The following is a 24,819-nucleotide window of genomic DNA, read 5'->3' as shown; positions in this document are numbered from 1 at the left end:
CCAGGGCGAGGGTCTGGGTGACGTCGTTGACGTTTGCCGCGGTCGTGATGACCGTGAGGGGAGTGCCGAGGCAGTCGCAGATCAGGTGGTGTTTGTTGCCCGTTTTCCGCCGGTCGACCGGCGACGTACCAGTGTCGGCGCCCCTTTTTTACGCGGATGTGAGAGCCGTCCACGCAGGCCCTCGACCAGTCGAGGCGGCCGACCGCGTTCGGTTCGGCCAGCAGGATCCGGTGCAGCTGGTCGAAGACCCTTCCTACGGGGCGAACGTCCGGCGCCGGTCTCCGGCGGCTCGCAGATCCGCTGTGGCCCGGCGGGCGGCGGTTATGTGGTGGGCCGAGTTCCAGGCGTGCGCGACCCGTTCAGCCTGCGCGTAGGAGTCGGCCGCGGCCTGATCCTCTTTCACCAGCCGGTACAGGTCGCCGAGGGCGTGGGCGAGGGGACGACTGGCGTAGGCGCCGCCGGCGGTGCCGCCGAACTGGTTCCGGACGGGCGTCAGGTGTCCGATCAGCACGGTCGCGGCGTCGGTGTCGCCCTGCAGAACGGCGAGTTCGCTGCGGTAGTCGAGCTCCAGCCCGTACAGGTGGTCCGTCATCGGCCGCGACGGGAAGGACACCAGCCGCGACTCGTCCGTGCGGCCCAGGCGGGCCAGGACGAGCGCGTGCAACACGGCGATGGGGTCGCCGACGGTCGCGTGCAGGTCCCGGACGTCCTGCTCGATCTCGGACGTCCTGCCCTGCGTGAGCCGGATGGTCATCAGGCCCAGTGTGCGCGGGGCGGCGGCCTGGTGCGCTCCGATGCGCTGCAGCAGGACGTCCGCCTCGGCGTATCCGGCCTCCGCCACGCCGAAGCGGCCCGTGATCGTGGCCAGCATGGCCGAGGCGAGGGTGTTGATGCCCTGCGCCCACAGCATCCGGTAGCGGCGCGCTATGTCCAGGCCGTCGGTGGTGTGCCTGCGTACCAGGTCGGGATCGTTGCGTGCGGCGGCCGTCAGGGAGTCCAGGTGCTCGCACACCCAGCGGTAGGCAGGCAGATCGTAGGTCAGGGCGAGCCGGCGCAACTCGGCGACGAGGGGCGGGCGGGCCGTGTTCTGCGCCTCATGGGGCATCAGCCTCGCGGATGTCATGAGAGCGGAGGCCAGCAGACGGGGGTCGCCGTCAGCGCGAGCCAGGGTCAGTTGGGTGTGCGCCGCCTCGGCGGCCCGCGGTGCGTCCTCGGCGGCTACGGCGTCCACGAGGACCTGGAGCACTCGTGCGCGCGTCGGATCGTCCAGTGTGCTGTCCTGCGCCAGTTGCTCGAGTCGGGTCAGCGCGGTCCGGTCGAAGAAACCCTCCAGCCTGCTGCGCCACAGCGAGGGTTCGGTCCAGGCGCCGTAGACCGCCGCCACCAGATCATCGCGGTTGGCGAGTATGGCCAGGTCGACGGCGCGCTGCCGGGTTCTGCGGGCGGCGTCGGTCGCGCCGGCCCGTACCTGCGCACCCAGCAGGCGCACCAGGAGGACGACCATGGCCTCACGATGCCCGTCGGAGTCGGACGCGGCGGCGGCGTGCGCATCCAGCGCCTGTTGGATCAGGTCCACGGCCACGTCGTGGGCGTACCGCCGCTCGGCCAACTCGGCCGCGCGCAGCGCGTAGTCGATGGCCAGGGGCGCGGTCGAGCTTCTGCCGGAGCGGGCGAAGTGGTGGGCCAGCGCGGCGAGATCGTCCGGGCGCCGGCAGCGCAGTTGCCGAGCCACGCGGTCGTGCAGACGGGAACGCCGTACGACGGACAGGTCCGTGTACACGGTGTCACGCACCAGGGCATGCACGAAGCGGACGCGACCGGGGCCGGGCTCGGTCAGCAGATCCGCGGCGAGGGCGGCCTCCAGTCCGCACAGGAGCGTGTCCTCGTCCAGGTCGGCCGCGTCGATCAGGAGCGAGACATCGGCTTCGAGTCCCACGACGGCCGTGAGCTGCAGGGCGGAGCGAGCGTCGGCAGACAGAAGAGCCAGGCGTCTGCGCAGCACGTCGCGCACGCCCTGCGGGACCTCGGAGACGGCCACCAGAGCGCCCTCACGGGCCAGCAGCCGCGCGCTTTCCAGGATGTAGAAGGGGTTTCCGCCGGTGCGGTCGGTGAGCGCCGTCACGGTCCTCGCGTCCACGGGCCGGCCGCAGACGGCCTCCACCAGTGTCGCGACATCTTGTGCCGGCAGACCACCGAGCGCGATCCGGTGCGGAGAGCCGGGGGCGAGATGGGCGAGGGTCTTGCCCAGAAGTTCCCCCGCTTCGGCCGGACGATAGCTGGCGACGGTGAGGAGGGGGACGCCGGTGACCGCGGCCGCGGCTTCCAGCAGGGCGAGCGTCTCGCCGTCGGCGCGGTGCAGGTCCTCCAGGAACACGGCGAGCGGCTGCCGGCCCGCCGCGTCCCGCAGCCAGGCGGCGAAGGCGCGGTGCGTACGGAAGCGTCCGACGGTCGCCGCGTCGCCCGTCGGGGCCTCCCCGGCACCGGGTTCGCCCAACAGCGCGGCCAGTTCTCCCGGTTGGGCCGGGGGGATGTCGCGGGCGAGTGCGCCTAGAGCCTCCACCCAGGCCCAGGCGGGCGGCGCTCCCTCGTACTCCGGGCAGCGGCCGACCACCACGAACCACCCGTCGGATCGCAGGTGTTCGGCGAACCGGACCAGAAGCGCCGTCTTCCCGGCGCCGGCTTCGCCGGTGACCAGCGTGGTACTGGCCGCGTGCCGGGCGGCCAGCGCGGCGCCGGCGACCGCGCGCAACTCGTCGTGTCTGCCGACGAAGGGGGCGCGTCCGTTCGTGGACAGGTCGGCGGCGGCGCCGGTGTCGACAGCGGTAGCCGCACCGGCAGCTGCAGTGGTAGGGGCGACAGTTGCCGGTACGGGGGTCGCAACGGCGTTGTCCAACAAGGCAGTTGTCGATGCCGGAACTGGTTCCGGTACGACCGCGCGGAGCACGTCGAGCCGCCGGGCCAGCACGGCCTGCTCGAGCTCGACCAGGACGGGCGAGGGATCACAGCCGAGTTCGTCCCGCAGTATTCGCGCGGCACGACGCAACGAGGAGAGAGCGCCGGCCTGCCGGCCGCACGCCCAATGGGCGAGCGCCAGCAGTCGCCACCCCTCCTCCCGCAGCGGGTTCTCCTCGACCAGGGCCTGGGCGGTCAGCGTCGCCTCGTCGGCGTGCCCCGCGCGCAGATCGGCGTCGACGGCGAGTTCCCGCGCCTGTGCGTACAGCTCGGTCAGCCGGTTCACTTCCGACGCGGCCCACATCTCGTCCGCGTGCTCCAGGAACGCGGGGCCCTGCCACCATCCGAGGGCCTCGGTCAGCAGTTCGCGGGCCTGGCCCACCGGAGCGCTCCGGGCACGACCCACCTGCGCCTCGAAACGCCAGGCGTCCACGGCGTCCGGGGGCAACCGCAGAACGTATCCGGGCGGGGCGGTGACCAGAACGGTCGCGGGCGCCCGTGCGGGCCGCCGCGGTTCGAGCAGGCGGCGCAGGTTCGACACGTAGGCGTGCAGGGAGACGATGGCCTTGGCCGGGGGAACTCCGCGCCACACGGCGTCCACCATGCGGTCCACCGACACCACCGCCCCCCGGGCCGCGACCAGTAGCCCGAAGACAGCTCGCTGCCGCGGGGAACCCAGTTCGACCGGTGTTCCCTCGACGTCGGCACCCAGGGAACCCAGGACTCGTATTCGCAGCACGGACGGGAATGTACCGGAGATGTCCCCCGGAGAAACTCCGGCGCACCAGGCCGGGGCCGGGGTCCGGCGGACGGGCCACCGTGCCGCCGGTGAGCACGTGCTGTCGGGTCAGCGATAGACCCCGTCGGGGGCGAGCCCTTCCACGTAGTCGCCGAAGTCCGCGTTCGCCAGCGACAGATTCGCCTCGATCTCGGCGAGCGCCGACGCCGTGGCCGGGAACGTTCCGCCCGGGCCGTCGTCAGCGACCTCGACAACGAGGAGAACACGGTCACGCGCTGACGCCACCGGCTGCGCGAAGGTGACGGCATCCGCCACGAAGACACAGGGATAGTCCGCGTGGTCGGGGACGAGGGTCACGAGCTGCCGCGCCGTCATGCCTTCGTACCGTGCTTCGTCCACTGTGCGCAGATCCACGAGCAGGCCCTCGGGGACGTAGCCGCGCAACCATGCGCACAACTGCTCCCACGCCGTCTGATCGGTGAAGTGGGTCCTGACCAACAGGACGCCACTGCCCCCTGGAAGTTCGTTCACAGGAAACTCGTTCTCTCTCAGCTCGATCCCTGATCAGAAACCCCGGAACACGCCGTCCTCGTCCGCGGCTGCGACGAATTCGTCCCAGTCCATGTTGGCCCAGGTGAGGTTGTTCTCGATCGACCACAACTGCGAGGTCACCACCCGAAGTTCCGCGTGCCGCGCGGAGCCGGTCCGGACGACGAGGAGCGGGTTCCCCGGCGCGCTGAGTGCGTGTTCGTCGGCGATCACCACCAGCTGCTTCTCCGGTGGCGTCAGGCCCGCTATCCGCTCCGGCGAACAATCCGCGTACGCGACGTCGTCGACAACGTCGACGTTCGCCAGGAAGTCATCCTCGGAAGGTGTTCCCACGCGCACGAGCAGGGTCTGCCACGACCGCTCGTCGGAGAAACAGGTACGCACCAGGGGAGCCGCGTGGTTGTGGCACGGCAGTGGCGCGGGCGTGAGTGGCTGGGGCACGGTGTGATCCTCGCGAAAGGGCTGCTGACGCACGACCGCGTGCAGCGCGGGCAAGTCAGAGAGAGCGTACGCGAGTTCGAGACCGCAGGAGTCCGGTCCCACGGTCACTTCCTACGCACAACGGGCTGCCTATGATCCGGGTGCCCACAGCCGACCCCATCGGCGCGGCTCCGTGGCCAAGGCCCCGGGTCACCGCGCCGTCCGCGTACCGCGTGTACGTGGCTCAGGAGGTTTTGAACAGTGTCACGGCAGGTGCTCACAGTCTGCCCGGACCGCCCTGACGGGTACCGCACCATCAGCGAAGCCTTGGCGCAGGCACGTGCCGGTGCCGTCATCAGCGTGGCTCCGGGGCGCTATCCCGAAAACCTCACGGTGCGCACCCGGGTGACGATCGTCGCCTCCGGTGGCCGGGACAGCGCCGAGATCTGCCCCCGCCACGGCAGCGCCCTGGTCCTCATGGCCGAGGAGGTCATGCTCACCGACCTGCTCCTGCGCGGCGGCGAGGAGGACGTGCCGGTGGTCGATGTGCCCCGGGGGCAGGTGGCCATGGAGCGCTGCACCGTCGTGGGTTCCGGGTGGACGGCGGTGCTGGCCCGGCTGTCGGGGTCGCTGGCCATGCGAGGCTGCCGGATCAGCAACCCGGCGGGCGCGGGCGTCGTCGATGTCGCCCCGGGCGGGAGCGTGGTCGAGGACTGCGTGGTCGAGCATGTCGGATCGTCCGCGATCGTCCTCGGCGAGCAGTCGCGCGCCACGATCCGCGGCTGCCGTCTGCGGGACGCCCGCGGCAACGGTGTGCTGGCCAACGGCGAGGCGCGCGGCTCCGTGGAGGACTGCGAGATCTCGGACACCGACAAGCCTGCCGTGGCTCTGGAGGGACTCAGTTCGACGACGGTGCTGCGCACCGCCGTCCACGACGTGTCCACAGGTGTCTTCGTGACCTCCGGCGCCCGCCCGGTGTTGGAGGACGTCACCGTCACCGTGACCTCGCAGGCGGGGATCGTCGTGGCCGCCGGAAGTGATCCGACGCTGCGGCGCTGCCGCACCGCGGAGACCGCGGCGACCGGGTTGTTCGTCGGCGAGCGGTCGCGGGGGACCTTCGAGGAGTGCGAATTCCTGTCGTCCGCCGGCCATGCCATCCATGTACTGGGCGGAGCGACCCCCGTTCTCGATCGTGCGGTGGTACGCGACTGCGCTGACGCGGGCGCGGCCGTCCTGCTGGCCGAGGACTCCGCCGCCGAGTTCGACCGGCTGGAGATCGGTTACGCGGCCGGAGTCGCCGTCTCGATCCGTTCCGGCGCCAACCCCCTGCTCCACCGTGCGGTCGTGCGCTCCCCGGGAACCGACGGTGTTGAGGTCAGCGACGGCGGGCGCGGCCGGCTCGAGGGCTGCCTGATCGAGGACGCGGGCGCGAACGCCGTCCGGATCACCGACGGCGGCAACATCTTCCTGGGCGACTGCACGCTTCGCGCGGCCAAGGAGAGCGGGGTCCTCGTCTCCGAGGGCGGCAGGGTGACACTGCGCGACGGTGAGATCCACGCGAGCGGCGCCTCGGGAGTGGTCGCGGGCACCGGTGCGGACGTGACCGTCACCCGGGCCCGGATCACCGCTTCGGGAGCACACGGAGTCCAGGTCTCGGCCGGGGCGCGGGCCGCCCTCGCCCAGTGCGAGATCACCGGCGGTCTCGGTGACGGCATCCGGGTCGACAGCGCCGACGCGGTGTCGGTCACCGGCTGTGTCACTCGTGACAACCGGGGGTCCGGCCTGCGCCTGACCCGTGCCACCGAGCGGCTGGCCGTCGAGGACCTGTCCAGTGGGGACAACGCCGTACCGGACTCCTGGGGCACGGAACTCAGCGGCGACGGAGCCCGGGACGCGGGACCGGCCGCCCGCGGCGGCGAGGATCCGAGGGGCCTCGCCGACCCGCGGGCGCAGCCGCCGACGGCCAAGGGGCCGATGGCCGAACTGGAGGCTCTGGTCGGCCTGGAGGGCGTCAAACGACAGGTCGCCACGCTGGTCAACCTCAACCAGCTGGCACAACGCCGGGCGAAACTCGGCATGCCCGTACCGCCGATGAGCCGCCACCTGGTCTTCGCGGGACCACCCGGCACGGGCAAGACCACCGTGGCACGCCTCTACGGCGGAATCCTCGCCGAGCTCGGCGTGCTGCGCTCAGGACATCTGGTCGAGGTCTCCCGGGCCGATCTGGTGGCCCAGGTCATCGGTGGCACGGCCATCAAGACCACCGAGGCGTTCAAGGAGGCACTCGGCGGAGTGCTCTTCGTGGACGAGGCCTACACACTGCTCTCCGACAGCAAGGGTTCGGGGGCCGACTTCGGTCGGGAGGCCATCGACACCCTCGTGAAACTGATGGAGGACCACCGCGACGACGTGGTGGTCGTGGTGGCCGGGTACACCGCGGAGATGGAAGGTTTCCTCACCGCGAACGCCGGGCTGGCCTCCCGTTTCACCCGCAGCATCGAGTTCGCCGACTACTCCGACACCGACATGGTGACGATCACCGAGAACATGTGCACGGCTCACCGTTACGCGTTGCACTCGAGTACGCGTGACGCACTGGTCCGTCTCTACGAGCGCATGCCACGCGACGCGGGATTCGGCAACGGCCGCGCCGCACGCCGTGTGTTCGAGGAGATGGTCGACCGCCAGGCCGTCCGGCTCGCGACCGTGGTCGACCCCGCGGAGAGCGATCTCACGCTGCTGCTTCCGGCCGACGTCGGCGACGACGAGGACGGGCAGGGCGCGACGGGCCCCCGCGACCCGGGGGAACTGCTCGCCGGGCTGGAGGCGATGGTGGGCCTGGGCGCGGTCAAACGCGAGGTCGGCGACATGGTCAGCGTCCTTGCCGCTGCCAAGCAGCGCGAGGCCGTCGGTCTGCCCGCCCCGAGACTCGGCCACCATCTGGTCTTCGCCGGGCCCCCCGGTACCGGCAAGACCACCGTGGCCCGCCTGTACGCGGACCTGCTCCACGCGTTGGGTGTGCTGCCGCGTGGCCAGTTGGTGGAGGTGGCCCGTGCTGATCTCGTGGGCCGGTATGTGGGCCACACCGCCCAGTTGACGCGCGAGGTGTTCGAACGGGCTCTGGGCGGCGTGCTGTTCATCGACGAGGCGTACGCCCTCACGCCGGAGCACGCGCCCTCGGACTTCGGCCGTGAGGCGGTCGACACCCTGCTGAAGCTGATGGAGGACCATCGTGACGAGGTCGCCGTGATCGTCGCCGGGTACAGCGACGAGATGCGGCGGTTCCTCGCCTCGAACCCCGGCCTGGCGTCGCGCTTCTCCCGCAATGTGCACTTCGAGGACTACACCACCGGGGAACTGGTCACCATCGTCTGCGCGCAGGCGACCGAGTCGGGCTACACCTGCGTTCCCGGGACGGTCGACGTCCTGCACACGTACTTCGACGCGCTGCCCCGGGACCGGTCCTTCGGCAATGCCCGCACCGCCCGGCAGCTCTTCCAGTCGATGACGACACGCCAGGCCCGGCGGCTCGGCGGCCTGGCCTCGCCAGGCCTTGAGGAGCTTCAGCAGTTGCTGCCCGAGGATGTGCCCGACGTGTCGAGCACCGCGTGGACACAGGCCGAGCGGTCCGTCCAGCAGAACCCCGGCCGGCACTTGTCCGTCTGAGTGGAGGGGCCGCGGCCGGCCTCCAGCTCTTGGTGCCGATAGAGACGGACGTGGACCGACGTGGGCCGAAGTGGGCCCTGCGACGCACGCGGGGACCACTTCGCCACGGGTCGGTCAGCGGCCCTCCGTTGTCATCAGCGCTGAGGCCACGCTCTCGGAAAGGGTGCGGGACGGCGCAGCGTTCGGCGGCTCGGGGACTTCCGGAGCATCCGTGACGCCGGCCGGCCGCGCCATGGCGTCGACTGCGGGCGGCTCGGACGGCTCGGACCGGGGCGTGGACGCCAGGGGGTCGGGCGTGGAGCCCGCGGTCTCGATACTGAAAGCGGATCCGACCGATGGGTCGCTGTCCTCGTCCGGTGCGCCGCCCCGCTCCGAGGTGAGGTCCACGTCCCGTGACGTGTCGTACGGCTCGGTCTCCACATGCGTTTTCGCGAGTGCCCGGTCGAGTGCGTCGGGTTCGACGCACATGGACACGGGCGCGGAGCAGTTCAGGTAGAGCTGATGCTCTTCCGGCAGCTGTTCGGCGAGGTCCGACACCGTGTGGATCTCGTACAGGAGACGCCCCGCGGTAGCCAGGTGAGCCTGCGAGGTGAAGGCGAGCACGACGGGGCTGCCGTCCGGCGCGACCGCTGTCACCGGTCGGCCGTCCGGGCCGACGAGCACCGCCACGTCAGCCTGTGCGAGAAGATCGGGCACCTCGTGCTCGCGCCCGTAACCCGCGGCGGCTCGCTGCACTGCGGCGTCGATCGGATCGGTGGGCCGGGCCCAGCCACGGGCAGCCGGGGACCGCACATAGGACGGGTTGTGCCGCCACTCCACGATCTCGCCGGAGGCGTCGGAACGCCACTCACCCACGACCGTCCACTCGGGCGGAGGCCAGGCCTGGGTCCAAGAGGGATCGACGAGGGCGAACCAGTGGTCACCGGCCAACAGGGCGGCCTGTGCGATGTGTTCGGGCGGCGGCGGTACGGCCTGGGCGAGGGCGTTGTCGACCGGGTCAGCCTCGGTGAGGGCGTCCTCCCGCTCCGGGGCGAGGTCCTCCGGAACGACCGGTCGGCTGAGGATCGGGGGAGTGGCGTCCTCGTAGGCCTCGGTCAGCGTGGGGGCCGAGCCGTCCACCGCCTCTTCCCGGCTCCGGAGCAGGTACGGCAGGTCGTCTGTCAGGGCGTTGCCGGTCTGCGGCGTGCTGTCAACCATGATGCTGTCTTTCCCTATTGCTGAGTCGACACTGCTGCGTCGACGGCCGGTTACGGAATTGACGGTGCGCGGTTCTCGTCCTCATCGGGGCGTGGCACGGCGAAGCGGAAGCGGCCGTCGTCCCGTACGAGGACCGCACGCGTTCGTCCCGCGTTCGCCGTTGTCTCCGTGCCGGTGTCCCGGTCGACCACGGTGAGGTCGAGGAGCAACAGCCGCGCCAGGGCGGTCACGGCAAGGGCTGTGGTCGCCGTGTCCCAGCCGTTGGACCGCAGTAGTCGCAGGCGTGCGGACAGCAGAGGTGTCAGCTCGTCGGGTCCGACGGTGACGGTTCCGTTCTCCTCCGCCAGAAGCCGGATCTCCTGAGGTGTCATGCCGATCCGCCGAAGCTCTTCCGCGGTGGCCGACAGCGGGCCCGGCGAGAAGTCCGGAGAAGGCTCCGGCAGGTCTGCCTCGCTCAACTCGGCGACCGAGCTTGCGCGGAGGGAGTCGACGACGTCCGGGTGCGGGGTGCCGTCCTCGCGATACCAGACGGTTTCCAGTTCGGAATCCCGGACGGCTTCCATAGCGGCCTCGACGAAGCCGTCGCCGGCACCCAGCACCGGGCGGAGTACGAGAACGGTGCCGCTCCGCATGACCAGGGTGTCCGGCTCCGCGGGCCGATCGACGACGCTGTCGGGGTTCGGCGACCGGTCGTCGGCCGCCTCGTCGTCCGGCCAGTCGACGGTGACCGTCGCCGTGCGACGGGTCAGCGGATCCTCGTACAGGGCCCTCGGCGCGTCGTCGAACACGTCCTCGAAGGTGAGGTCCCGCACGGTGAGGGGCTCGGTCGCGGCCGGCTGCAGCTCGGCGAGCTTGAGATCGAGCCACCGCTGCAACTCCGCCCGGGTGTTGGACGCACGCAGCAGGCCCGTCGTCTCCGCCGAGTCACGGCTGTTGCCGCGTCCGGCCACCCGGATCTCCGGAGGCCGGAGCCCTCGTGCCCGGTCCCGCACCGCGCGCACGGCGATCCGCTGGGCGAGGTCCTCGATACGTCGCGCCTCCCGCGCCGGCACGTCCTTGCCGCCCTTGCCGAACACAACCGTCAGCGCGGTTTCGGCGCGCTCGTGACGGTCCTTGCTTCCGGGCTCGCGCAGCGATGTCCATTCGATGCCGTCAGGAACGTCGTCGCCGAGGACGACGGTCGCTGTACGGCGCGTGACCGGATCGACTCGGTTCTGGTCCGAGGTGTCCTCGAAGCCGTACTGGATGTCGAGCCGGCTGGTGGTGAGCGGATCGGCGGTCGCACCCTGCAACTCCCGCAGTGCCGCCGCGAGATGACCTTCGAGGATGCGTGCGGTGTTCTTTGCCCGGGTTCTTCCCGTGTAGGCGGCGTGGTCGGTGCTGTTGCCCCGGCCTATGACGCGGATGGCCTGGGGCTTTCGTCCCTCGGCGCGGTCCCTGAGCGCCCGCGACACTATGCGTCGAGCGAGTGCGCGGACGTCCCGGTCCTGGTCCGGTTCGATCCATCGCGATCCGCGCGGGAAGCGCACGGTCAGCGGCTTGTCGATCGGGCGCTCGGCCTCGGGTGAGGGCCGCGTCCCCGGTACCTCGTCCGTCTCGCCCGTCCCGCCCGGGACGTTGGGCTGGTCGGCCTGCGTCAGGAACACGGTGCCTTCGGAGACCGGGAAGACGCCGTCGCTTGTCGCGGGCCCCGGAGCGGGGAGGAAGCGTCCGGTCGCCGGTGAGGCGCCGCCGGTCACAGTGGGCTCCTGCACGGGCGCGACTCCGGCACGGCCGGTGCCGGTCGCCGCGGCCGTGCCGTACAGGCGCTGGAAGAGGGGCATCAGCTTGGGCTCGTGTGTCGCGATCCAGGCGGCGCCGTTCGCGCGCGGGCGGCCGGTGCTGGAGTCGTACCCGCTGTTCATCCCCAGGTAGACGCTGGTCAGTTGGATGAAATAGGTGAGGGGGAGCCGCGACGAGAGATTCTCGGTGGGCGTTCCGCGCATGTCACGGCGGACTCCGTCGGGCCAGGGCGCGTCTTGGCCGAGTGCCTTCCGGGCCCTGAAGGAGGCGGCCATGCGACGGCGATCGTCGACACTCAACGCGAACGAGTAGAGGGTCTGGGCGAGTATCCGCAGAGCGTCCGCGGGGGCGGGCAGCGACTCCTCCGCGATCACCGTGTCGGTGATCCCCCCGGCGGACCTGGCCCGGTCCCACTGAACGCCGTTGGCCTCGGTGGTACCGCGGCGGTCCTGGAACGCCGGGAGATCCACCAGCCTGGTCCCCGGAGGCAGGACGGTGACCGCCGTGCCGCTCTTCAGCAGGCGGGCGGTCACCTCGGGATCGGCCAGGAGCCGGGCGAGCAGATCCCGGGCCTGCCGTCCGGCCGTCTCGGATCCCGAGGGAACCTCGACCATGAGCCGCGCCGCCGTGGCGGCGAACTCGTGTGCGTCGAGACGCGATTCGAGGGTGTCCACGAACCCGTGGTGGACCGACAGCCAGCGCCGGTGCTCGGGCCTGAGGCCGGCCAGAACGCTCGCACGCTCCTGTGGGCTCCGCTGCGGGAGCTCGCGCAAAAGTCCTTCGGCGTTCGCAGGACGTACGACGTCGTTGCGCGCTCGGTCGAGAGAGGCGACCGGTGAGTCCCCGAACCATTCCCTCACCGCGTCGAAGGCCAGCTCCTCCGCCGTCGTCCGGTCGGTCGGGTTGACCGGTCCGTCCAACCGGGCCTGCTCCGCGGATCCGAACAGCCGCCGAAGGATCGGCACCAGCGCGGGCTCGTTCGCCTTGACCCAGTCGGCTCCGTTGTTGACCGGCAGGTACGTGCTGGGGTCGTATCCCGCGTGTGCGCCCATGTAGGCGGTCACCACCTGCGCGAAATACTCGTCCGCGTCGATCGAGGAGTAGTTGTCCGTCGGGTTGCCGAGGATGTCCCGTCTGATGCCGTCCGGCCAGGACGCGTCGGGTCCCGCACCGCGTTTCACCAGATACGTCGCGTCGATGACGTCGCGCTCGTGCGCGGTGAGGGCGTGCCCCATCAAGGCGTGGGCCATCTCGTGGACCGCCGTGGAGTCACCGGACCAGGCGGCGCCCTCGCCGACGGCCGACGGTTCGCCGAGCAGGTTCTCCTCGGGGATGACCACCGTGGTACCCATCGAGATGCCTCTGGTGTTCTCCACGGAGCGGCCGGTAGCGGTCTTCCGTCCACGCAGCGACATCGTCTGCGGAAGATCGGTGATCTTCATGTCCTTCGGGAGGACGACGACCCGTACGCCACGCGTGAGCAGTGCCGCCGCGGCATCCGCGTTGCCCAGCGTGTGCGCCACGATGCGGTGCGCTTGGACACGGGCCGAAGCCGCCTGCCCCACAGCGGCCGGTACCTCGACCAGCAACTGCGCCGCCAGCCGGGCGAACTCGGCGGCCGGCAGATCTGTCTTCAGGCGGTCAACGAGGCTGATGCCGAGCGAGAGCTGTCGCCGGCGTTCCACGGGCATGGAGGCCAGCTCTCCTCGGGCCGCCAGCTCACGCACGGCCTGTGCGGCATGGGCGACCTGCGACTGCTGGAGGGGCGTCAGCACCTGCGCCGGCGCTGTTGTCCGGCCGGCCGTCACCGCGGCCGGCGGTGAGGTGTACGTCGTTCCACCGGAGACGGCGGAACGACCGTCGTCGGCCGCGGTCGGAGCGGCGAGGATGCGCTCGCCGAGGACCGAGCGGGGTGCGGCCACCACGGTCGGCCGCTTCGGCGTGGTGCCGGGCTCCGCGGACCGGTGCGTCACGGGCTCGCCCGTGAACGTCGTACCGCCGGGCTGTCCGGTGTCGTGAGTCCTCTGGGGCGAGGGGATGGACGTACCGGACGTGCCCTGTGGCCTTTCCATGCTCAGCGCGGCCGGAGCCGACGTGGGCGGCGCGGAACCGTACAGGCGGTTCAGGAGCGGTAGCAGTGCCGGCTCGTGGGCCGTGACCCAGGCGGCGGTGTTCGCCCGAAGGCGCCCGGTGTTCGGGTCGTGCCCCGCGTTGAGTCCCAGGTAGCTCCTGGACAACTGCACGAAGTAGGTGGCGGGGTTGATGGAAGCGTAGTTGTCCTTCGCGGCTCCGTTCCGGTCCCGCCGGATGCCGTCGGGCCACGGCGCGTCCGGGCCCCGGCCCATTCTCGCCCGGTAGGCGGCGTCGACCAGAAGCCGATCGTCGTCGCTGACGCCGTGCAGGAACACCGTGCCGGCCAGAGCGTGCGTGACATCGCCGTGCTCGCGGACACGATCCTCGACGGAGGCCTCGGCGCCGCCCCCGAGGAACTGCCGCTCGGGCACCACCATGCCGATCTCGTTACCGAGGGTGGTCACGTCGTCGTAGCGGAGGCCGCCGTGGGTCTTCCCCCGCAGGTGCCGCAGTTGAGGCAGCTCGGTCAGCCGCGTCCGGTCCGGCAGCACGACCAGATACGAGCCCTTGCCCAACAGCCGTGACGCCACGTCCGGATCCATGAGCAGGCGGGCGAACAACGCTCGCGCCACCGCCGGTGACGTCTCGGGGGCCGCCAGGCCGTCCGGTGCGTCCAGCATCAACTGAGCGGCTGTTTCGGCGAACTGAGGCGGCTGGAGGCGGGACCGCAGAGTGTCCACGAACCCCTGGTGCACGGAAAGCCAACGCCGGTGCTCCGGGTCCAGCGAGGCGATTGCCCGTAGGCGCTCTGGCCCGTCCAGGCCCGGAAGCTCACGAAGTAGCCGGTCCGCGTCCGGCGGAGGCGTCGCGACCTGGCGCAACTGCCGGGACAAGGCGTCCGGTTCAACAACTCCGTCCACCCCGTCCGGCTCGTCACCGAACAGGGCGCGGACACCGTCGAAGGCCTCGTCCTCGCGAACCGTACGGTCGACGGGATTCGCCACCTCCTCGAAGCGTGCTTCGGCCACCGGCCCGTAGAGAGGCACGAGCAGGGGCATCAGCTCCGGCACGTTCGCCTCGACCCATTCGGCGCCGTTCGACCGCACACGCAGAGTGTCGCCGTCGCGTCCCGCGTTGACGCCGAAATAGGCCGCACTCACCTGTGCGAAGTACTCGAGGACGTCGGTCGCGGAATAGTTGTCCATCGGGTTGTCCAGCAGGTCACGCCGAATACCGTCGGGCCATGGCGCGTCGTACCCTCTCTTCTGCCGGTTCACATAGGACGTCTCGATCAGTCTCTTCGCCTCGTCGCCCAGGACGAGTTGGTGGATCGCGTGAGCCAACTCGTGCGGCACGTCCGATGCGCCATGTGATCTCGCGCCGCTCAAGCCGAGTTCTCCCAGGAGGTTCTCCTCGGAGACCACGACCAGGCCACCTTCCTGAAGGGCTCTGACTCCGTTCCAGGAGCGACCGTCGTCGGCGGTCAGGTCCCGGAGGTGGCGGAACTCCGGGAAGTCGGTGACAGGTGTGCTCTTCGGCAGGACCAGCACCTGGACACCGCTCTGCAACAGGCGCCTGGCGACATACGCGTTGCTCAGTACGCGGGCGACCATGTCGTGTGCGACGCGTCGCGCCGAGGGTGCGCGTTGCGCTCCGGCCGGGACGACGACCATGAGTTCGGCTGCCAGCCGCGCGAACCCCCGGGGGCCCAGCGCCGACATGAGGGCACTCATCAGGAGAGGGTCGGCGCCCATCATCCGCCGCTGCTCGGCGGGCAGTTGGGGAATCGAGCCCTCGGCCAGCGCACGACGCACGGAGCGCACGGCTTCTTCGGTCGTTTCCGGGGTGAGGACCGGGGAGGCTTCGGGCACCGGGCTCCGGCTCCCGCTGTCGTCCTCGGCGGGCTCCCGTGCCGAGAACACCGCTCCGCCCGACACCGGCGAACCGGGCCGAGCGTCAACGGGCGGTGGCGGTTGGAAGCCGCCCGCGTCGTGGGGACCCAGGGCGACGCCGTGGTCGACCTGGTTCTCGCTCTCGTCGGTGATCCAGCCGACATGCGACCATCGCCGCATCTCGTAGGGGTCGACGCCCTTGGCGTACTCGCCGTTCGCCATGCCCAGTTGATAGGTGTCCGCCTGTGCCGTCGCCGCCCGCGCATAGAGCGCCGGGCCGGTCACGATCACACCGCTGCTCGCGAGTTCCTGACCGTCCCAGTTCGTGACCTCGTGGGGGATGGCGTCGATGGCACGCCTGAAGAAGGCGGACTGTGGGACGGTCATCATGAAGGCGTTGCCGTACCGGCCGTCCGCCATGGCATGCAGAGCCACGTCGGCCTGAGTCAGGCGACCGACCGGCGTTCTGAGCAGTCGGGCAAGATTGGCGCGCTGGTGGTCGTACGTCCGTTGGTCCCGGAACATGGGCCCGATGAGGGGAATGTCGGAACGGCTCATCTTGCGGGGATCGGAGAACATGTCCGCTCGTCCCGGCGTGATGTCCACATCGCTGAAGACGCCGCCCTCGCGGAGCAGGATGGCCAGTTGCGCCACATCCTTGCCGATGGGGAAAGCCGCCGGATTCGTCCGGGCGTTGTTGTAGATCGTGCGCAGCTTCACCAGTTGTGCCTGTTCCGGAGTGAACCCCTGGTTTCCGGGAGTCACCTGAATGCCGGGCGGCAAAGCTGTGTCGACGCTACGGAACCGCACTCCCGCTTGCAGCAATATGTTGTACGGCTCCTCGTACCAGGTGCTCAGCATCGGTCCGCCCGGATACGCCGGAGCGGTGTCCGTCCACAGATTGACCACCCACCCGTGGTCCCTGGCCCGCTGAGCCCAGTCGAGAATGTTACCGATGGCCCCAGGGCTCATCGGACGCCCTATCCAGAAGAAATGAATCCTCTTGGGCGGCGCCGCGAGAGCCGTGTTGTAGCTGGGGGCTTGCAACTGCTGGTCCGTCCACAGCCGAAGCCGCTGTGCCTCGGCCCCGAACGGCGTGCGGGCCAGCGCCGTACCGCGGTCCGCGAGCCGGTGCTGCATGATCCGTACGGCACTCAGCCGTGCGGTGCCGAGGAACATTCCCACCTGGGCCATGATGAGGTCCGTCTGTTGCTGCGTCAGCGGACCGTTCCATTTCGTCAGATCGCCCACCGGCGTGTCCACCGGCGGAGCCGTGTAATAGACCACGGGTGGTGGCGGCAGTATTTCGACTTCCTGGAGGTGGGTGGCCGGGCCGATACCGTGCGGGAGGCTGTCGGCACTGGCGTGCGTGGTCGGCCACTCCGACGCCGGTTCGGTTTCGTCCGGGGAGGTGTCACCGAACAGCGCGCGGACGGCCGCGTACTTCTCGTTCTCCTCACGCGTGGTGGTGACGGGGTTCGCCGGCGAGGTCACGCCGACCCGAGGATTGTTTCCGTAGAGCCGTCGCAGCAGAGACAGCAGCCTCTTTTCGTGGGCGCGTACCCAGTCGGCTCCGTTGTTGCGAGGCTGTTTTGTGAAGGGGTCGTGTCCGTGGTTGACGCCGAGATAGGCGTTCGTCAACTGTGCGAAGAATTCGTGGGCGTTCTTGGCGGAGTAGTTGTCCACTTCCTTGTTCGACTTGTCGCGGCGCGGGCCGTCCGGCCATTGCACGTCAAGACCCCCGGCCCGGCGGGCAGCGAAAACCTCTCCGATCAGACGGCGTTCGGCAGCGGTCAGTCCGTACCTCTCGACGGCATGAGCCGTTTCGTGCACTGTCGTCGAGTAGCTGTCCGCGTAGGTGCCGTTCGAGAGAGCGGGCATCTCGCCGAGGAGGTTCTCCTCGGTGATCGCTGTCACGCGTCCTGAGCCGCCTCGTACGTCGTCCCAGACGCGGCCGTCGCCCAGTTCTCGTCCTGCCAAGGAGGCGAAGGGTTCCAGTGCGGTCATCGGGAGGTCCCTGGGCACGATCACCACCCGTGACCCGCTCGCCAGCAGTCGTGCCGCCACGTCGCTGTTCGCGAGCAGTGCGGAGATCAGCCGATACGCCTCACGTCTCGCCGAGACGGGTTGATGCACGCCGGGATGTACGTCGAGCAGCAGGGCCGCCGCCACGTTCGCGAACTCCGCCGCCGACATTGACTCCCGCAGGGAGGAGACCAGTTCGGCTTCGGAAGCCAGCCAGGCCCGTTCCTCCTGCCGCAGTATCGCCACCGACGACACCAGGTCCGCGGGGGAGGTGCTCCGTATACGCGCCGACAACTCGCCGGCCCACGACGGAACAGCCACCTGCCCTGACAGCGCGTCCCCGGACACCGACACCGCGTCCCCGGACACCGATGCAGGTTCGGCGGAGATCCGGTGCACCGTCACACCCGACGACGAACCATCCGACTCCCCACCACCGAAGGCCACACCCCCCGACACCTCCTGCACTCCCGCACGCGACGCCGGAGGCGCGGGCAGGAACGAAAACGGGTTGTGCGCGCCAGGAGCACCGGGCAGGTCGACCTGGTTCTCGCTCTCGTCGGTGAGCCAGCCGACATGCGACCATCGCCGCATCTCGTAGGGGTCGACGCCCTTGGCGTACTCGCCGTTCGCCATGCCCAGTTGATAGGTGTCCGCCTGCGCTGTTGCCGCCCGCGCATACAGGACCGGGCCGGTCACGATCACACCGCTGGTCGCGAGTTCCTGGCCGTTCCAGCTCGTGACGCTGTTGTCGATCAGATTAATGGCGCGCGAGAAGAAGGACGTATGCGGGACTGTCATCATGAAAGCGTTGCCGTACCGGCCGTCCGCCATGGCATGCAAGGCCACGTCGGCCTGAGTCAGGTGATCGGGCGGAATTCCCAGCAGTGCGGCCATAGCGACGCGTTGGTCCTGGTACGTCCTCTCGTCCCGGAACATGGGCCCGATGAGTGGAAGGTCGGAGCGGCCCATCTTGCGAGGTGCGGAAAACATGTCCGCTTGTCCGGGCGTGATGTCCACATCGCTGAAGACGCCACCCTGACGGAACAGGATCGCCAGTTGCGCCACATCTTTACCGATGGGGAACGCCCCAGGATTCGTCCGGGCGTTGTTGTAGATCGTGCGCAACTTCACCAGTTGTGCCTGTTCCGGGCTGAGCGCATGGTGCCCAGGTGTCACAGAGATGTTGGGCGGCAGAGCTTCATCGACAGAACGGAAACGCACTCCAGCTTGCACCAACATTTCATATGTGGGCTCGTGCCAGGTGCTCAGCCTCGGTCCGCCGGGATAGGCCGGATTGGTGTCCGTCCACAGATTGACCACCCACCCGTGATCCTTGGCCCGCTGCGCCCAGTCAAGGATGTTCCCGACAGCGCCGAGGTTCATCGGACGCCCGATCCAGAAGAAATTGACTATCTTGGGCGGTGTCGCGAGAGACGGATTGTGGTGACCGGCATCCAGCGACTGGCTCACCCACTGCTCAAGCCATTGCGCCTCGGCCTCGAACTGTGTGTGGATCAGAGCCGCACTTCGTTCCGTGAGCCGGTGCAGCATGATCCGCGCGGCGCTCAGCCGCGCGGTGTTGAGGAACGTCCTCACCTGGAACTGGACGGAATCGGTTTGTGCTGGTGTCAGCGGTCCGTTCCACCTCGTCAGATCGCCCACCGACATGTCCGGTGCCGGATACGAGTAGTACACCGGGGGAGGCGGCAGCGTCACACCCTCTTCCGCCACGCGCGGCAGCGCACCGCGTGGCCTCGCACCGGCTCCCCCGTCAGCAGTCGGCCGCCCGGACGGAGTCCCCGCGTCCTTTGTCGACGTGTCACCGAACAGCGCGCGGACGGCCGCGTACTTCTCGTTCTCCTCGCGGGTTTCGGCGACCGGATTGGCGGGTGATGTCGCAACGACCCGAGGATTGTTTCCGTAGAGCCGTCGCAGCAGAGGCAGCAGCCTCTTTTCGTGGGCGCGCACCCAGTCGGCCCCGTTGTTGCGAGGCTGTTTTGTGAAGGGGTCGTGTCCGTGGTTGACGCCGAGATAGGCGTTCGTCAACTGCGCGAAGTATTCGTGGGCGTTCTTGGCGGAGTAGTTGTCCACTTCTTTGTTCGACTTGTCGCGGCGTGGACCGTCAGGCCACTGTGAGTCCGGGCCTTGAGCCAGTCGGGAGGTGAAGACCTCGTTGATCAGGCGGCGGTCGGTGTCGGTGAGTCCGTGTCGTTCGACGGCGTGCACGACTTCGTGCACCGTCGTCGAGTACCTGTCCTCGTACACGCTGTTGGCGAAGGGTGTCGTCTCGCCGAGGAGGTTCTCCTCGGTGATCGCTGTCACTCGTCCCGAGCCGCCTCGTACGTCGTCCCAGACGCGGCCGTCGCCCAGTTCTCGTCCTGCCAAGGAGGCGAAGGGTTCCAGTGCGGTCATCGGGAGGTCCCTGGGCACGATCACCACCCGTGACCCGCTCGCCAGCAGTCGTGCCGCCACGTCGCTGTTCGCGAGCAGTGCGGAGATCAGCCGATACGCCTCACGTCTCGCCGAGACGGGTTGATGCACGCCGGGATGCACGTCGAGCAGCAGGGCCGCCGCCACGTTCGCGAACTCCGCCGCCGACATTGACTCCCGCAGGGAGGAGACCAGTTCGGCTTCGGAAGCCAGCCAGGCCCGTTCCTCCTGCCGCAGTATCGCCACCGACGACACCAGGTCCGCGGGGGAAGCGCTCCGTATACGCGCCGACAACTCGCCGGCCCACGACGGAACAGAAGGAAGAGCCGGAGCCGATTCCCCGGAAGCGGGCATGGGAGAGAGGCGATGCACCGTCACACCCGGCGACGAACCACCGAACGCCACACCACCGGAGACCCCCTGCGTGTCCACATCTGGGGCCACACCCGACGAGGGCGGGGGCGGGACCGGCAGGAAACGGCCGGGGGCCCGTTCGGAGGAGGCCGGGGGGTTCGATGAAGTGGCAGGTGCTCCCTGGGTCCTTCGCGGCTGAGGCTGATGGGTAGCCAGGTCGCGGGAGAGTTCCTCCGCGGCGGCAACGTCGCGTGGGTTGCGGACGATCGCGGCCGCGACCGCGTACACGGCTCGGTGCGAAAGCGGCAGCTCGCCGAAGTCCGGGTCGGAGTCGGGCCGGAATCCCACGACGCGCTGGTGGTTGCGCACCATGGTGAGCGCGAGCAGAAGGGCGGCGTCCCGGCGGGGACTGACCGAGTGGGCGAGGTGATCCCACTCGGCTCGGACGAATTCGGGTGCGGCCTCCTCCTGGGCGGGCGTGAGGCCGGGACCGTACTGGACCGTGACGGCGACGCCACGTGCGGGTACGGCGGCCGTGCCCCTCGGTATCGGCTCGGCGGCGGTGTCGGTCTCGATGCGGAAGTCGTCGCCGGTGAGTCTGAACCTGCGGGTGGCCGACTGCTTGTCGTCCAGTACGGCGGTCAGCCGGTCTCTCAGATACCGGTCGGTGGCCTGCCCACGGAGGCCGTCCAGAGTTCTGGAGGCGGCGCCCGGCAGCGCGAGGCGGGACCGCTGCTGCCGGGCGACGGCGACGTGGATCACCGGTAGGGGTGTGCCCAGGAGCCGGTTGGATAGCGCCTGTTCCGCGATCAGCTCGACCAGGGTGTCGAGCTGCCGTTGGTCATCCGGGGCGATCGTCGAGGATCGATCGGGGAAGGCGATCGTGACGGGAGCCGTACTGAAGGCCGGGGCCGGTGCGCTGCGGTTCCGACGGCGTTGGCGCGCGATCGCGGCAGCGTCGAGAGAGGCGGCCTTCATGTCCTGCGAACGGGTGTCAGGGGTGACCGCGGCTCCGCTGGCGAGCATGGCGCCGAGCTGCTCGACCGCGGCCGGTGAGAGGTCGTTCAGACGGGCGACGAGGTTCTCGCTGGCCTCATGTGCGCGCAGCGCCGCCGCGAGAGGTTCGAGCCCGGGCCGTACAGCTGCGTTCCACGGAGCCGCGGGGGGCAGTTCGCTCTCCGGGCTCTCGGTGGGCTGGGCGTCCTCGGCGATCATCTGGGTGCGGTGAACCGGGACCGGCCCGCCCACCTGTGTCATCGCCGAGTAGTGGTCGTCCTCGTAGTACAGGTACAGGGACTGGGGCGCCGACGGGTTGAGCGGGTTCGCGAAGGCCATGTCACGCGGCAGGCCCCTGATCGTCTGCACGGCGGTGATGTTGAGGCCGAGGGCGACGGCGGTGAGCTGCGGCACCTGGTCGTAGAACGGGGTCGCCCACATGTCGGTGTTGCGCAGGGCGAGTTGGGCTGCCGCGCTGGGCGTCAGATCGAGAAGGTCCCGCAGCCGGGGCTTGAGCCTCGCGATGCCCCGGTAGCGGTCGGCCAGCAGGCTGTAGGCAGCCTCGCTGCGGGGGGTGACCTCGGAGAGCAGCCGAGCCGCTTCGGCACGCATCGCGGCCAGGCGACGGTCGGCTGCCAGCCGGGCGCGGTCCTGCGGCCGGACGAGCGCGGGGTCGGGGGTGAAGTCCGGCAGCAGCCGGGCCGCCATGCCGACCGTGAAGTCCCCGACGATCGCCCGGTCGGTGGGGGCGTCGAATCTCCGGGTCAGTTCACGGGGGTACTGCGGCCGGCTCAGATCCTCTTCGATCCTGGCCAGTTCCCCCGGCGTCAGCTCGGCGGCCCTGTGGCCGAGGAGGTCCTCGAGTTGGTTGAGGGGGAGGTCGTTCAGCAGGGTGAGCAGCGGCGTGGGGCCGGAGTCGAGGTTCCGTCGCTGTGCCTCGGCGGCGGGTGTGTCGCCGGCCAGCCAGCCGGCCACCCGCTCGCGGAGCTGCTGGACGTTCAGCTCGCTCAGCGGTGAATCGGCAAGCTGCCGAGTGGAGTTGGCGAGGACCGAGGTGAAGAAGCAGTCGCCGTCCGGCTCCACCTGGAGCACCTGATACCGCACGTCCTCGACCGACACCGTACGGACGACGTCGCGCTGTCGGAACGCGGGGAGAGCGGGATCCGGCCTGCGCCTGCCCGCTCCGGCGGACGGTCGTTCAGTGACCGGCCGGGTGGCGCTGCGGGGGCCGGTCGGGCGCGTGGTGGGGGCGGAAGGAGACGTGGTGAGGGCGGTCGGTGCCGTCCCCGACCCGGCGGGCCGGCGGCGCTCCGCTCCGGGTACCGCTGTGCCACGGCCCGGCTCGACGGCCGGGGTCGTCCGCGTGCGTCCCGCTTCGGTGACATCCGCCGTCGTTTCGAGCGACCGAGGCGGTACGGGCGTGGCCGGAAGGCGCCGACCGGCGGCCGGGGTCGCCCTCGCAGCCTCCGCCGCGAGCCGGGCCTGCTCCTCGACGGAAGGGTCGGTGACGGCCCTGCGGGACGCGTGTTCCTCAGGCTGGCGGGGACCGCGGGGCCCGCCCGTACGGGCCGCGTCGCCGGAACCGCCGACGGTCCGCGCGGTTCGCGCCGCGTCGGGCTGCCGCCGGCCGCTGCCGCCGGGCAGATAACCGCGCACCGCCCTGGGACGGCCCACGGCCAGCCGGCGGGACAGGGCTTCGGCCTGATCGATGTCGTTGTTGACACGCAGGTCGAGTGCCACCGCGTAGACGGCCAGGTGGCCCGGGTCCATTGCGTCGAAGGCAGGCTGGAGTCCGGGCTCGAAGGCTGTCAGAACCTGGTGGGTCCTGACGATGTTGTGGGCGAGGGTCAGGTCGTCCGGACCGGGGGTGTTCGTCTGCCACTCATCGGAGAGCCGGCTGCGCAGCGCGTCCTGGTCGGGGATGGAAGGGGACGTCTGCGTCCGCGAGGTCTCTCCGGCCCCGGTCTCGGTGACCGCGGGACGAACCGGCGGGGGAGTGGTGGAGGTGTCGGTGCGCGTCGCTTCCGAGGGGAGTGCGGAAGCGGACGACGGGCGGGCGGACTCAGAGGTCGTCGCGGTGGTCCCCGCCGTCCCCGTCGTCGCGGCCCCGGTCCGTGCGGCGTTCGGTGCGGACTGGGGCGCCGAGCGCGGCGGTTCGGCGGCGGTCGCGGGAGATGCGGGAGACGACGCGGTCGCCGGCCGAGAGGTCTCCGCGGGGGCTCCGGGCACGGCACGGTTCGTTCCGGCCGTCGTCGGAGAGGAAGGCGTCCTCTCGGAGGAGGCGGACGCCGCCTGGGAGCGGCTCCCCTCGGCGGGCGCGGTGCTGGTCGTACGGGCGGTCTCGGAAACCGCGGAGGCGGGAGAGCGACCGGCTTCCGTGACGCCCGCTCGTCGGGCGGAGTCCGCGGAGGTGTCGGTGGAGGTCGTCGCGCCGCTCCGGGTCCCGGAGGCGTGGGTTTCGCGGGGTGCCTCCGCCGATTCGGTCCGTGTGTGCGAGGCGGGTGTCGTGGTCGGGGCCGTCCGGACCTGCGTCGCTCCAACACCCGACACCGTGCCCGTGCCCGGTTCTCTTCCCAGTGAGTCGAGGGCGTCCAGGCTGTTCACCGCGTTCGGAGCGCCGCCCCGGCCCGCGGACTGGCGGTAGCCGCCTGAGCCTGACACCGTCCCGATCTTGGCGGCCGGAGCCGGGGATGCCGTTCCTCGGTTCCCCACTGTCGCCTGCCGCAGGTCGCCGACTCCGCTCGCGACCCCCTGGTGCAGCATTCCGGTCGTCAGTTCACTCGTCCCCGACAGGGCGAATGCCATGCCGAACGCGCTCCACGACCAGGGAGTACCGAAGAAGGCCATCGCCAGCAACGACTCCGGAAGTGCCTCCGTCAGGCCGTCCGCGACGAACTCCGAGACCTTGTTCGGCGAGGAAGTCACCGAATCCATGACCGACCGGCTGTTGTTGCCGCCCGCGGGAGGATTCCGTACGGCCTTCGACGCGACGTCGTCCGACAGGTTCTTGGTCAGACCTTGTCCCGGGCCTTTGCCGAACAGCCGGTTGAACTTCTCCGCCAGTCCGCGCAACGGACCCGACAGCCAGCCCGCCGCACCGCCGAACGCGGCGCTCTGCAACACCGCTTTCCAGTCCACTCCGTGCGGCTTCATGTCCGGCTCGTTGAACGCCATCAGCCCCAGACGCACGATCAGTGTCTGGAAGGCCTCCTCCAGCGCCTCGCTCAGACTCGGCAGCAGGTGCGAACGCCGCAGGAACAGATCGAGCGCCGTCAGGAACGCGGCCCGGCTGCGCACCTTCGCCGCGACCGCCTGACCACCGGCCGCCGGGTTGAACCACGCCGTCGCCGCCAGGATCGTCAGCTCGATCAGCAGACGGATCAGCTCCGCGACGATCTGCCACTTGCTCTCCTGGATGTTCAGCGACTGGTCACGGTGCCCGGCCGCCACCTCCTTGAGGTTCCGCTCCAGCAGTTGGAGGTGGTTCACGCCTCCGTCCGAGCCCGTCAGCACCGACATCGCGCGTACGTACTCACGGCCCGCGTCACCCGGCAACGAGTCACCGATGTGCCGCACCGAGTACGTGATCTCGTTCTCGAGCGACGCCATCCGACGCCCGAAACCGTCCAGCGTCTCGCCGCTGACCTTCGCGCCCGTCTCGCTCGCCTCGATGAAGCCGGCCCCGATGAGAGCCGTGATGAACGCGTTCCACTCGGGAGAGACCCGCAGATCACCCATGGG

At 70.0% G+C, this 24,819-nt stretch carries 6 protein-coding genes; 1 reads left to right on the top strand and 5 read right to left on the bottom strand.

Features of this window, described 5'->3' with window-relative positions:
- Positions 1-253: 253 nt before the first annotated feature.
- The 3 genes from ACIBLC_RS36125 to ACIBLC_RS36115 all read right to left on the bottom strand — a co-directional run bounded on the left by ACIBLC_RS36125 (position 254) and on the right by ACIBLC_RS36115 (position 4,681).
- Positions 254-3,691, bottom strand: coding sequence for a BTAD domain-containing putative transcriptional regulator (locus ACIBLC_RS36125; RefSeq protein WP_399215656.1), 3,438 nt, complete (start codon positions 3,689-3,691; stop codon positions 254-256).
- Between the two features lie 108 nt (positions 3,692-3,799).
- Complete coding sequence (locus tag ACIBLC_RS36120; protein WP_399215655.1) at positions 3,800-4,222, bottom strand: DUF6924 domain-containing protein; 423 nt, start codon at positions 4,220-4,222, stop codon at positions 3,800-3,802.
- 33 nt (positions 4,223-4,255) lie between these two features.
- Positions 4,256-4,681, bottom strand: coding sequence for a DUF6924 domain-containing protein (locus ACIBLC_RS36115; RefSeq protein WP_399215654.1), 426 nt, complete (start codon positions 4,679-4,681; stop codon positions 4,256-4,258).
- Positions 4,682-4,921: 240 nt separating this feature from the next.
- Between ACIBLC_RS36115 and ACIBLC_RS36110 the strand changes: the two genes are divergently transcribed.
- A complete protein-coding gene (locus tag ACIBLC_RS36110; protein WP_399215653.1) occupies positions 4,922-8,326 on the top strand; it encodes a right-handed parallel beta-helix repeat-containing protein in 3,405 nt (1,134 codons plus the stop codon).
- A 114-nt stretch (positions 8,327-8,440) separates the two neighbouring features.
- On the opposite strand, the gene ACIBLC_RS36105 is transcribed toward ACIBLC_RS36110, so the two are convergent.
- Positions 8,441-9,523 carry a type VII secretion system-associated protein gene (locus ACIBLC_RS36105; RefSeq protein ID WP_399215651.1) on the bottom strand — a complete coding sequence of 361 codons (1,083 nt, stop codon included), beginning with the start codon at positions 9,521-9,523 and terminating at the stop codon, positions 8,441-8,443.
- Between the two features lie 50 nt (positions 9,524-9,573).
- Positions 9,574-24,816, bottom strand: coding sequence for a hypothetical protein (locus ACIBLC_RS36100; RefSeq protein ID WP_399215650.1), 15,243 nt, complete (start codon positions 24,814-24,816; stop codon positions 9,574-9,576).
- Positions 24,817-24,819: the final 3 nt, after the last annotated feature.

The organism is Streptomyces sp. NPDC050535, from assembly GCF_044457665.1.
Lineage (GTDB): Bacteria > Actinomycetota > Actinomycetes > Streptomycetales > Streptomycetaceae > Streptomyces.
This window is presented reverse-complemented; position numbering and strand designations above follow the sequence as displayed.

Coding starts and splice junctions, on each gene's coding strand:
- ACIBLC_RS36100 (WP_399215650.1), bottom strand. CDS start 24,816: ATGGGTGATCTGCGGGTCTCTCCCGAGTGGAACGCGTTCATCACGGCT.
- ACIBLC_RS36105 (WP_399215651.1), bottom strand. CDS start 9,523: ATGGTTGACAGCACGCCGCAGACCGGCAACGCCCTGACAGACGACCTG.